Origin of the sequence: Janthinobacterium sp. ROICE36 (genome assembly GCF_002869965.1) — a bacterium.
In the GTDB taxonomy this organism is placed as follows: domain Bacteria; phylum Pseudomonadota; class Gammaproteobacteria; order Burkholderiales; family Burkholderiaceae_D; genus Janthinobacterium.
This window is the reverse complement of the sequence record NZ_PEBS01000001.1, coordinates 110,921-122,863: the sequence shown is the minus strand read 5'-3', so window position 1 is coordinate 122,863 and position 11,943 is coordinate 110,921. Positions and strand designations below refer to the sequence as shown.

Below are 11,943 nucleotides of genomic sequence, written 5' to 3'. Positions count from 1 at the left end.
ATGGACGTGACCCCATTTGTCGTCAGCATCAAGGGCGTCAGCCAGCATTACGGCAAGACGGTGGCGCTAGCCGCCATCGACCTCGATGTGCCGACCGGCCGCATGGTGGGCTTGATCGGTCCCGATGGCGTGGGCAAATCGAGCCTGCTGTCGCTGGTGGCCGGCGCACGCGTCGTGCAGCAGGGCAGCGTCATGGCGCTGGGTGGCGACATGCGCGATGCGCGCCATCGCGACGACGTCTGCCCGCGTATCGCCTACATGCCGCAAGGCCTGGGCAAGAATTTGTATCCGACCCTGTCGGTCGAGGAAAACCTGCAGTTTTTCGCGCGCCTGTTCGGCCACGATGCCGCCGAACGCCGCCGCCGCATCGACCAGCTGACCCGCAGCACGGGCTTGTATCCCTTCCTGGCGCGCCCGGCGGGCAAGCTGTCGGGCGGCATGAAGCAGAAACTGGGCCTGTGCTGCGCGCTGATCCACGATCCCGACCTGCTCATTCTCGATGAACCGACCACCGGCGTCGATCCGCTGGCGCGGGCCCAGTTCTGGGACCTGATCGCCGGCATTCGCGTGCAGCGCCCGCAGATGAGCGTGATAGTCGCCACGGCCTATATGGATGAGGCGCAGCGCTTCGATTGGTTAGTGGCCATGGATGACGGCAAGGTACTCGATACGGGTACGCCGGCCGAACTGCTGGCGCGCACGCAAAGCGACAACCTGGAAGCGGCCTTTATCAAGCTGCTGCCCGAAGCCAAGCGCGCTGGCCACCAGCCCGTGGTCATCACCCCGCTCGATGCCGCCAGCGCGCAGGATGTGGCCATCGAGGCGCAAGACCTGACCATGCGCTTCGGCGATTTTACGGCCGTCGACCATGTGAATTTCCGCATCGGCCGCGGCGAGATTTTCGGCTTCCTGGGTTCGAACGGCTGCGGCAAATCGACCACCATGAAGATGCTCACGGGCCTGCTGCCGGCAACGGAAGGCAAGGCATGGCTGTTCGGCAAGGAAGTCGATTCCAACGATATCGACACGCGCAGGAGAGTCGGCTACATGTCGCAGGCGTTCTCGCTGTATAGCGAATTGACGGTGCGCCAGAACCTGGTGCTGCACGCGCGCCTGTTCCACGTGCCCAAGAGCGAAATCGGGGCCCGCATCGACGAAATGGCGCAGCGTTTCGACTTGCGCGAGGTGATGGACGACCTGCCCGACAAGCTGCCGCTGGGCATACGCCAGCGTTTGTCGCTGGCCGTGGCGATGGTGCACAAGCCGGAGATGCTGATTCTCGACGAGCCCACGTCCGGCGTCGACCCCATTGCGCGCGATAATTTCTGGCGCCTGATGATCGAGCTGGCGCGGCGCGACCGCGTCACCATTTTCATCTCCACCCATTTCATGAACGAGGCGGAACGTTGCGACCGCATCTCGCTGATGCATGCGGGTAAAGTGCTGGTCAGCGATGCGCCGGCCGAACTGGTGCGCAAGAAGGGCGCACCATCGCTGGAAGCGGCATTCATCGCCTACCTGGAAGAGGCGGGTGGCGGCACGGCAGCGGCGACAGCGGAGGAAACGCCGGCTCCCGTGCAGGAAGCGGTAGCGCAGGCGCCGCAGCAGAAGCAGCAGCGCAGCCGCTTCAGTCTGGGCCGCATGCTCAGCTACATGTGGCGCGAAACGCTGGAATTGCGCCGTGATCCCGTGCGTCTGACCCTGGCGCTGGGCGGTTCCGTGCTGCTGCTGTTCGTCATCGGCTTCGGCATCAGCCTGGATGTGGAAGACCTCAGTTACGCGGTGCTCGACCACGACCAGACGACCTTGAGCCAGAATTACACGAACAATCTGGCCGGCTCGCGCTACTTCGTCGAGCACCCGCCGCTGCGCGACTATGCCGATATCGACAAGCGCATGCGCAGCGGCGAATTGTCGCTGGCCATCGAGATTCCGCCCGGCTTTGCGCGCGACGTGCAGCGCGGCGCGCCAGCGCAGGTGGGAGCGTGGATCGATGGCGCCATGCCGATGCGCGCCGAAACCGTGCAGGGTTACGTGCAGGGCATGCATCAGCTGTGGCTGGCCGATCAGGCCTTGCACCGCTATGGCATCACGCTGAGCAACCCGGTCGCCATCCAGACGCGCTATTGCTACAACCCCGACGTGAAAAGCCTGCCCGCCATGGTGCCGGCCGTGATTCCCCTGTTGCTGCTGATGCTGCCGGCCATGCTGGCGGCGCTGTCCGTGGTGCGTGAAAAGGAACTGGGCTCCATCATCAATCTGTACGTGACGCCCGTCACGCGCCTGGAATTCTTGCTCGGCAAGCAGGTGCCGTACGTCGTGCTGGCGATGTTCAACTTCACCCTCATGGCCCTGCTGGCGGTGACCGCCTTCGGCGTGCCGATCAAGGGCAGCTTGCCGACCCTGATCGCTGCCACCTTCATCTTCAACATCTGCGCCACCGGCATCGGCCTGTTCGCCTCGACGTTTACGCGCAGCCAGATCGCGGCCCTGTTCGTGACCATGATCGGCACCATGATCCCGGCCATCCAGTTTTCCGGCCTGCTCAACCCCGTCTCGTCGATGGAAGGCGTGGGCAAGGCCATCGGCCTGATGTACCCGGCCACGCACATGCTCAATATCAGCCGGGGCGTGTTCAACAAGGCGCTGGGATTCGGCGACCTGCACGCCTCGTTCTGGCCCCTGATCGTGGCGATCCCCGTGATCCTCGGCCTGACGGTAGCGCTGCTGAAGAAACAGGAGTCGTAAGCGTATGCGCCATCTTGAAAATATCTACCGCCTGGGCATGAAGGAAATCTGGAGCCTGATCCGCGACCCGATGATGCTGGTCCTGATTTTGTATACCTTTACGCTGGCGATTTACGTGGCTGCCACGGCCAAGCCGGAAACCCTGCACATGGCCTCGATTGCCATCGTCGACGAGGATGGTTCGCCGCTTTCCGGACGCATCGCCTCGGCCTTCTTCCCGCCGCAGTTCACGCCGCCGGCCATGATCAACCAGAGCCAGGTCGATGCGGGCCTGGACGCGGGCCAGTACACGTTCGTGCTGACGATACCGCCCAAGCTGCAGGCGGACGTGCTGGGCGGGCACCAGGCGGAGCTGCAACTGAACGTGGATGCCACGCGCATGAGCCAGGCTTTCAGCGGTAGCGGCTACATCCAGCAGATCGTCGCCGGCGAAGTGGCCGAATTCGCCAAGCGCTATCGCGGCGCGACGGTCTCGCCGGTGGAGCTGGTGATGCGCGCGCGCTTCAATCCTTCGCTGAGCCAGGCGTGGTTTGGCTCGCTGATGGAAATCATCAACCAGGTGACGATGCTGTCGATCATCCTCACGGGTGCGGCCCTGATCCGCGAGCGCGAACACGGCACCATCGAGCACTTGCTGGTGATGCCCGTGACGCCGGCCGAAATCATGCTGGGCAAGGTATGGTCGATGGGCCTCGTGGTGCTGCTGGCCGCCGCCCTGTCCCTGAACCTGGTGGTGCGCGGCATTCTGCATGTGCCCATCGAAGGCTCGATCGCACTGTTCCTGTGCGGCGCGGCCCTGCACTTGTTTGCCACCACCTCGATGGGCATTTTCCTGGCCACCGTGGCGCGCAGCATGCCGCAGTTCGGCATGCTCCTGATCCTCGTGCTGCTGCCGCTGCAGATGCTCTCGGGCGGCAGCACGCCGCGCGAAAGCATGCCCGAACTGGTGCAGAACATCATGCTGATCGCGCCGACCACGCATTTCGTCGAATTGAGCCAGGCGATCCTGTACCGGGGCGCCGGCATCGACGTGGTATGGAAACCGTTCCTGGCCCTGCTGGCAATCGGCACGGTCCTGTTTACCTTCGCTCTGGCGCGTTTTCGCAAGACCATCAGCCAGATGGCGTAGGCCCCGCGCCGGAATGTTCCGGCGCCTGTTCGCATGAAAAGGATAGTCATGAAGATCGAATCTGCTCCATTTTTTTCCACCGGCGGCTTGCCGTCCCTGGGCATGCTGGGCGACTATGCGCGCGACTCGTGGCAGCGCATCGTGCTGTACGCGGACGTGATGCGCCGGCGCGGCAACCAGTACCAGGAGCATCTGGCGGAGGAAGTGCCGAACGTGCTGGACTTCCCCGCCGAACTGGTGATGTCCGGCCTGGAACTGGCGTGTCCCGTCAACTACGGCCTGGCGCGCATATTGACGCCCGATGCACCGCAGCCCGATCAAGCCAAGCGGCCATTCGTCGTCGTCGACCCGCGCGCCGGCCACGGTCCCGGCATCGGCGGCTTCAAGGCGGAAAGCGAGATCGGCGTGGCCCTGCGCGCCGGCCACCCGTGCTACTTCATCGGCTTCCTGCCCGATCCCGTGCCGGGGCAGACGGTGGAAGACGTGATGCACGCCGAGGCGGCCTTCCTGGAGAAAGTCATCGCCCTGCATCCGCTCAGCGAGGGCAAGCCCGTCGTCATCGGCAATTGCCAGGCGGGTTGGCAAATCCTCATGACGGCGGCCATGCGCCCGGAGCTGTTCGGTCCCATCATCGTGGCCGGCGCGCCCGTGTCGTACTGGGCTGGCTGGCATGGCCGCAATCCGATGCGCTATGCGGGTGGGCTGATGGGCGGCAGCTGGGCCACGGCGCTGGCGGGTGACCTGGGCAACGGCCGTTTCGACGGCGCCAGCCTGGTGCAGAATTTCGAGAAACTGAACCCTGCCAATACCCTGTGGAGCAAGCAGTACAAGCTGTACGCAAACATCGATACGGAAGCGCCCCGTTACCTGGAATTTGAAAAATACTGGGGCGGCCACGTGTTCCTCAACGATGTCGAGATGCAGTACATCGTCGACAATCTGTTCATCGGCAACCGCCTGGCCACGGCGGAGTTGATCACCGCCGACGGCGTGCGCCTGGACTTGCGCAATATCCGTTCGCCCATCGTTGTGTTCTGCTCGAACGGCGACAACATCACGCCGCCACCGCAGGCGCTGGGCTGGATCACGGACCTGTACCTTGACGATAACGATGTGCTGATGCACGACCAGACCATCGTGTATGCGGTGCATGACAGCATCGGCCACCTGGGTATTTTCGTGTCGGCCAAGGTAGGACACAAGGAACACCAGAAATTCGCCAGCAATATCGACCTGATCAACCTGCTGCCGGCCGGCATCTATGAAGCGCGAATCGTCGACAAGACGCCCGATACGCCGAACGCCGACCTGGCCAGCGGCGACTATGTGCTGCAGGTCGAACACCGCGGCATCGAGGATGTGCGCGCCATCGTGCAGCCTAGCGTGGAAAACGACCGCAAGTTCGCCGCTGCGGCGCGCGTGTCCGAAGTGAACCTGGCGCTGTACCGTACCTTCGCGCAGCCGTGGGTGCGCGCCATGGTCACGCCGCAGTCGGCGCGCTTCCTGCAGCTCACGCATCCGCTGCGCGTATCGTACGAGCGCTGGACGGACCACAATCCGCTGGCCAAGCTGGTGGCCAAAGAGGCGGAAAAAGTGCGCGCCCATCGCCAGCCGGTGGCGCCCGACAATCCGCTGCTGGCCATGCAGGAGGCCATCTCCGGCGCCATCACTGCCGGCTTGAACAGCTGGCGCGACTGGCGCGACACGGTGCAGGAAACGACCTTCGACCTGGTGTACGGTTCTCCCCTGGTGCAGGCGCTGACGGGACAAGCCATCGGCGATACTACGCCGCCGCGTCCTCATCCCGGTATCTCGCCCGAGCATTGCGAATACGTGCGCTGCGAAACGCGCAAGATGGGCGAGGAGATGCAACACGGGGGTCTGGTGGAGGCGGCCGTGCGCGCGCTGTTCTACATCTACCGCTTCCGCATGATCGCCGACGAGCGCCGGGTCAACCTGGCCCTCAAATTGGTCAAGCCGCAATACACGCAGGGTTTCAGCATGGAAGAATTCCGCGGCATCGTGCGCCAGCAGGCGCGATTGATGCTGCATGATTTCGATGCCGCCATCGCCGCCTTGCCGACCTTGCTGTCGCGTGCCGAACCGGATGCCATCGGCGCGCTGGGCGAATGGCTGCAGCAAGTGCTGCAAGTGCCCGAAGCGCCGACGCCGGACGAGGAAGCGAGCCTGCAGCAGATGCTGGAGGTCTTCGAGCGCGCGACCAAGGCCCAGCTCAAGGCGCTGCCGCAAGCTAGACCCGAAGCCAAACCTGCCAAACACATTACCTCTGCCTAGAAGACCAAGATGACTACTATCCAAGACGATGATTTGCATATCGTGCGTAACCGCACCTTCGACCAGATCGCCATCGGCGACACTGCCAGCATCACGCGCACCCTGAGCATGGATGATATCGCCCTGTTCGCGGTGATGTCGGGCGATGACAATCCACAGCACCTGGATGCCGAATTTGCCGCCTCCAGCCGCTACCAGGGCGTCATCGCGCACGGCATGTGGGGCGCTGCCCTCATCTCTGCTGTGCTGGGCACGCGCCTGCCCGGCGCCGGCACCGTCTACACGGGCCAGACCCTGCGTTTCCTGCAGCCCGTGCGCGTGGGTGATACGCTGGCCATCAGCGTCACCGTCACCGCGCTCGAGCTGCGTAACCGCCACGTGACGCTGGCCTGTCGCTGCGTCAACCAGCATGGCGCCGTGGTGCTCGATGGCGAGGCGCAGGTGATCGCGCCCGCCGAACAGATCGAAAGAGTACGCGCCACCCTGCCCGAAGTGCGCCTGCATAACGGCGACGGCACGCGGCGCCTGCTGGAACATGCGCGCACGCTGGGTCCGATCAGGGTGGCCGTGATTCACCCCTGCGATGAACTGAGCCTGTCGGGCGCGCTCGACGCGCATGCTGCCGGCCTGATCACGCCCGTGCTGGTGGCGCCGCGCGCGCGCCTGGAAGCGGTGGCGCTGGAAGCGGGCCTGAGCCTGGCCGGCATCGCCATCGAGGATGTCGAGCATAGCCATGCTGCCGCCGCGCGCGGCGCCGAACTGGCGGGCAAGGGCGAAGTCGAGGCGCTGATGAAGGGCAGCCTGCACACGGATGAACTGATGTCGGCCGTGCTGGCCGCCAGCGCCGGCCTGCGCACCAAGCGCCGCATCAGCCACTGCTTCCTGATGCAGACGCCCGCGTATCCGCGTCCTTTCATCATCACGGATGCGGCCATCAATATCGCGCCGAACCTGGCCATGAAGGCCGACATCGTGCGCAACGCCATCGACCTGGCGCACGTGATCGGCGTGGCCAGGCCGCGCGTGGCCATCCTGGCCGCCGTGGAAACGGTGAACGCGGACATGCCGGCCACCCTGGACGCGGCCGCCCTGTGCAAGATGGCTGACCGTGGACAAATCACGGGCGCCATCCTCGATGGCCCGCTGGCCTTCGACAATGCCGTCTCGATCGCCGCCGCCACCGTCAAGGGCATCGTCTCGGAAGTGGCGGGCCGCGCCGACATCCTGCTGGTGCCCGACCTGGAAAGCGGCAACATGCTGGCCAAGCAGCTTGAATACATGGGCGACGCGGACAGCGCCGGCATCGTGCTGGGCGCGAAAATCCCCGTCATCCTCACCAGCCGCGCCGATTCGCGCGCCAGCCGCATCGCCTCGTGCGCCATCGCCGTGATGCTGGCCAATCATTACCGGAGCACGCCACCATGAACGCACCAGTCCAATATGCCGCCGACGGCAGCCTGATCCTGGTGCTCAATTGCGGCTCGTCGAGCATCAAGTTCGCCCTGTTCGAGCAAGCCGGCGGCGTGCTGCCGCAGCAGGCGCAATGGAGCGGCAAGGTCGAAGGCATCGGCCGCGAAAACGCCACTTACCGCGCCGGCGGCCTGCCGGCTGTATCCCTGCAGCTCGACCCGGATAAACCGCATCACGCAGCCCTTGAAACCATCCGCGCGCAAGTCGTGGCGCAGCTGGCCGGGCGCCCGCTGCGCGCCGTGGCGCATCGCGTGGTGCATGGCGGCAGCAAATATTTCGCTCCCGTACGCATCGATTTCAAGGTGCTGGCGGACTTGAAAAGTTTTGTACCGCTGGCGCCGTTGCACCAGCCATTTGCATTGGAGGCGATCGAGGTGCTGCTGGAATCGAGGCCCGACATTGCCCAGGTGGCGTGCTTCGACACGGCCTTTCACCACACGGTGCCGCAGGTCGAACAGATGCTGCCGCTGCCCTACGAAGCCTGGGAGCGGGGCTTGCGCCGCTACGGCTTCCACGGCCTGTCGTACGAATACCAGTCGCTGGTGCTGGAGCAGCGCTTCGGCCCTGTCGCGCGCGGCAAGGTCATCGTCGCCCACCTGGGCAGCGGCGCCAGCCTGTGCGCCATGGAGGACCTGCATAGCGTGGCCACGACCATGGGCTTTTCCGTGCTCGATGGCCTGATGATGGGTACGCGCTGCGGTTCGCTCGATCCGGGCGCCGTGATCTACCTGATGGAAATCGAAAAACTGTCGCTGGAAAAAGTGGCGCATGTGCTGTATCACGAGTCGGGCTTGCTGGGTGTCTCCGGCGTGTCGGCCGATCCGCCAGTGCTGCTGGCGCAGCAGGACCGGCAAGATGCCACGGGCGAGCGCATCCGCGCCGCGCTGGCCCTGTATATCCGCCGCATCGTGCGCGAGATCGGCGCCCTGACGGCCGTGCTGGGTGGGCTGGACATGCTGGTGTTTACGGCCGGTATCGGCGAGCACAGCGCCGAACTGCGCCAGCGCATCTGCACCGAGCTGGGTTTCATCGGCCCCGTGCTCGACGCGGAGGCCAATGCGCGCAACGCCAGCCGTATTTCCACCGATGCCAGTCGCATCGTGGTGGGCGTGGAACCGGCCAACGAGGAATGGGTGGCAGCACGCCATGCGGCCCTGGCCATCAGCGCATGAGGATCTGACAAGCCATCGCAGCCGATGGGAAATTTGCCGAATTGCACATATTTTTCGTTGAGTGCCCGTTGAGTGCGATAGCGCACAGTGTGGTTTGCCAGTTATCTTTACTATGAAGTCATGCCATTGCGCTACATCAAGAAACAGCGCGATGCCTGGCAAATTTTGAACATTTTGCCCGCCTTTAGTAAGAATAAAATTAAACCATATTGAAAGGTCTCATCATGAACAAATTACTCGCCGCCCTGATCGCTACCCTGTTTGCCACCGCTGCCATCGCGCAAACGTCGCCAGTTACCCCAGCCGTTGCCAGCGCTCAGGCGTCTGCGCAGCATGACATCAACAAGGCTGCCAACAAGGAAGCCAAAGTCGATGCCAAGGCTGACGCCAATGTCGCCAAGGCAGAAATGAAGGCTGACGAAAAGAAAGCCGACGCCCAGCACAAGGCGAACAAAACCAAGGCCAAGGCCCACGACAAAGTAGTCGATGCCGATGCGGAAGACAAGATGAAGGCGCAAGCCAAGGCTGACAAGGCTGCTGCCAAGGCCGATGCGAAAGCGGGCAAAACCTCCGTGAAAGCGGATGCCAAGGTCGCCAAGGAAAAAGTGGAAGCGAACGCCGATAAGGCCATCGCCGCCACCAAGACGGAAGAAGCCAAGGCCAAGGCGGACGCTGAAGTCAAGGCCGCCGCCGCCAAGTAATTCCCTATTTACGGGCCACGGCCTGCAAGCCCCAAAGACAGCTTCGGCTGTCTTTTTTTTCGTCCGCCACTTTTCTTGGCCACCGCTTGCCAGTCTTGATCTGGCGCAAATGCTCCTCTTTTCGCCGTGCCATAGTGAACTGGCAAACAGACGAAGGGAGACATCATGAGCACCGCTAAAACGAAAAAATCACCGGCCACCGGTTCGGCGGTAGGTATGCCTGCCATGTCTTCCATGCAGGCGATGCCGGTCGAGGGCGACGTACGGGCCGACGCTGGCGTGGCAGGCAGCGATGCCATGTCCGGGACCCGCCTGGGCATGTCGTATGCCGACCAGGCCGCCACCGATGCTGGCGCCACTCCTGCCGCCTGGAGCATGCCTGGCGGCGGCATGAGTGGCGACCGCGATGGTGGCGGGGGCGGCATGGGCGGCGGTAATGGGGGACAGGGTGGCGGCACGCCGCAGACACGCACCTGCGCCACGATGGACGTGCATCGCCGCCTGCTGAGCGAAGATCCTTCCTATGCGAGCGTGCGCGCCGATATTGAAAACCTGGCCGGACTCTACGAGGGTGACAGCGACATTGCCAGCCGTTCCGGCGTGACGCAGATACCGGTGGTGGTGCACGTGGTGTGGAATACGGCCGCGCAGAATATTTCGGATGCGCAGATCGCCAGCCAGATCGATGTGTTGAACCGGGATTTCCGGCGCGTCAATCCGGATGTGAACAGCACGCCGGCACCGTTCCTGCCGCTGACGGCCGATGCGCACGTGGAGTTTGCGCTGGCCACGATCGATCCGCATGGCGCGGCGACCAGCGGCATCGAGCGGCGCCAGACGACGGTGGCATCGTTTGGCGCCGACGATGCCGTGAAGTCGCAGGCGACGGGCGGCATGGATGCCTGGCCGGCCGACAGTTACCTGAATATCTGGGCGTGCCAGCTGGGTGGCGGCTTGCTGGGCTACGCGCAATTTCCCGGCGGCCCGGCCGCCACCGACGGCGTGGTGATTCTGCAATCGGCCTTCGGCACGACTGGCACGGCCGCGCCACCGTTCCACCTGGGACGCACGGCCACGCATGAAATCGGCCACTGGCTGAACCTGAACCATATCTGGGGCGATGACGGCACGGGGTGCTCGGGCTCGGACAATGTGGCCGACACGCCGAATCAAGGCGGGCCGAACACGGGCCAGCCATCGTTCCCGCATGTTTCCTGCAGCAACGGACCGAATGGCGACCTGTTCATGAACTACATGGATTATGTCGACGATCCCGCCATGTTCATGTTCACCGCTGGCCAGGTGGCGCGCATGCAGGCCTGTCTCGATGGTCCGCGCGCCAGCATCGGCACCGCGACGGGAGGCACTGGCGCCACGCCGCGCCCGAGTTCTTCTCCCGTCGTGGCCTGGGGCGCGCAGCGCCTCGACGTCTTCGTGCTGGGTACGGACCTCGCGCTGTACCACAAGGCATGGAATGGCACGGCCTGGGCGCCGTCCGTCACCGGCTTCGAAGGGCAGGGTGGCATCTGTACCAGTGCGCCGCAGGTGGTGTCGTGGGCACCGGACCGGCTCGACGTGTTCGTCACGGATACCGACAGCGGCTTGTTCCACAAGTGGTGGAATGGCACGGCCTGGGGGCCGTCGCTGACCGGCTATGAAGCGATGGGCGGGCTGTGTGTGGGAGATCCCCGCGCCGTGGCCTGGGGGCCGAACCGTCTCGACGTGTTTGTCGTCGGCACGGACCGCTGCCTGTATCACAAGTGGTGGAACGGTTCCGCCTGGGGGCCATCGCTGACGGGCTACGAAGCCATGGGCGGTATCTGCCTGGAGCAGCCGGAAGCCGTGGCGTGGGGGCCGAACCGCCTGGACGTCTTCGTCATTGGTTCCGACCGTGCGCTGTATCATAAATGGTGGAACGGCACGGCCTGGGGACCGTCGCTGACTGGCTATGAGCGCCTGGGCGGCATCTGCACCTCGTCGCCGAAGGCGGTGGCGTGGGGACCGAACCGACTCGATGTGTTTGTCACGGGCACCGATGGCGCGCTATACCATAAATGGTGGGATGGCGCCAAATGGGGGCCGTCCATCGACGGCTTCGAGCGCCTGGGCGGTATATGCTTGGGCGAGGTGGAAGCCGTGTCGTGGGCGCCCAAGCGGCTCGACCTGTTCGTCATCGGCACGGACAGCGCCCTGTACCACAAGGCATGGAACGGATCCGTCTGGTCGCCATCCGTGACGGGCTTTGAAAACCTGGGCGGCGTGTGCACTTCGCGGCCGCGCGCCACGGCCTGGGCGGCGAACCGCCTCGACGTGTTTGTCACGGGGACGAATGGCGCCCTGTTCCACAAGGCGTGGAACGGCACGGCCTGGTCGCCCTCCGTGCGCGGCTATGAAAGCCTGGGCGGCGTGGTATCGTGTTTCTGACGTC

The 11,943-nt window shown here is 64.3% G+C and carries 7 protein-coding genes; all 7 read left to right on the top strand.

Going from position 1 to position 11,943, the window contains the following annotated elements:
* Entirely contained in the window at positions 1-2,748 is a 2,748-nt protein-coding gene (gene rbbA / locus CSZ94_RS00510; RefSeq protein WP_102119687.1) for a ribosome-associated ATPase/putative transporter RbbA, read from the top strand.
* A gap of 4 nt (positions 2,749-2,752) precedes the next feature.
* Complete coding sequence (locus tag CSZ94_RS00505) at positions 2,753-3,877, top strand: ABC transporter permease (protein ID WP_102119686.1); 1,125 nt, start codon at positions 2,753-2,755, stop codon at positions 3,875-3,877.
* 48 nt (positions 3,878-3,925) lie between these two features.
* Positions 3,926-6,172 (top strand): DUF3141 domain-containing protein, encoded by a 2,247-nt coding sequence (locus CSZ94_RS00500; protein WP_102119685.1) that lies wholly within the window; start codon positions 3,926-3,928, stop codon positions 6,170-6,172.
* A gap of 9 nt (positions 6,173-6,181) precedes the next feature.
* A complete protein-coding gene (locus CSZ94_RS00495) occupies positions 6,182-7,597 on the top strand; it encodes a bifunctional enoyl-CoA hydratase/phosphate acetyltransferase (protein WP_102119684.1) in 1,416 nt (471 codons plus the stop codon).
* Complete coding sequence (locus CSZ94_RS00490; RefSeq protein WP_102119683.1) at positions 7,594-8,814, top strand: acetate/propionate family kinase; 1,221 nt, start codon at positions 7,594-7,596, stop codon at positions 8,812-8,814. The genes CSZ94_RS00495 and CSZ94_RS00490 overlap by 4 nt, the downstream gene beginning before the upstream one ends.
* 224 nt (positions 8,815-9,038) lie before the next feature.
* Entirely contained in the window at positions 9,039-9,515 is a 477-nt protein-coding gene (locus CSZ94_RS00485) for a hypothetical protein (RefSeq protein ID WP_102119682.1), read from the top strand.
* Between the two features lie 165 nt (positions 9,516-9,680).
* Positions 9,681-11,939 carry a M43 family zinc metalloprotease gene (locus CSZ94_RS00480; protein ID WP_219725951.1) on the top strand — a complete coding sequence of 753 codons (2,259 nt, stop codon included), beginning with the start codon at positions 9,681-9,683 and terminating at the stop codon, positions 11,937-11,939.
* The last annotated feature ends 4 nt before the right edge of the window (positions 11,940-11,943 follow it).

Excerpts from the sequence above, each read along its gene's own strand:
- CSZ94_RS00505 (WP_102119686.1), top strand. The coding sequence starts at position 2,753 with ATGCGCCATCTTGAAAATATCTACCGCCTGGGCATGAAGGAAATCTGG.
- rbbA (WP_102119687.1), top strand. The coding sequence starts at position 1 with ATGGACGTGACCCCATTTGTCGTCAGCATCAAGGGCGTCAGCCAGCAT.
- CSZ94_RS00490 (WP_102119683.1), top strand. The coding sequence starts at position 7,594 with ATGAACGCACCAGTCCAATATGCCGCCGACGGCAGCCTGATCCTGGTG.
- CSZ94_RS00500 (WP_102119685.1), top strand. The coding sequence starts at position 3,926 with ATGAAGATCGAATCTGCTCCATTTTTTTCCACCGGCGGCTTGCCGTCC.
- CSZ94_RS00480 (WP_219725951.1), top strand. The coding sequence starts at position 9,681 with ATGAGCACCGCTAAAACGAAAAAATCACCGGCCACCGGTTCGGCGGTA.
- CSZ94_RS00495 (WP_102119684.1), top strand. The coding sequence starts at position 6,182 with ATGACTACTATCCAAGACGATGATTTGCATATCGTGCGTAACCGCACC.
- CSZ94_RS00485 (WP_102119682.1), top strand. The coding sequence starts at position 9,039 with ATGAACAAATTACTCGCCGCCCTGATCGCTACCCTGTTTGCCACCGCT.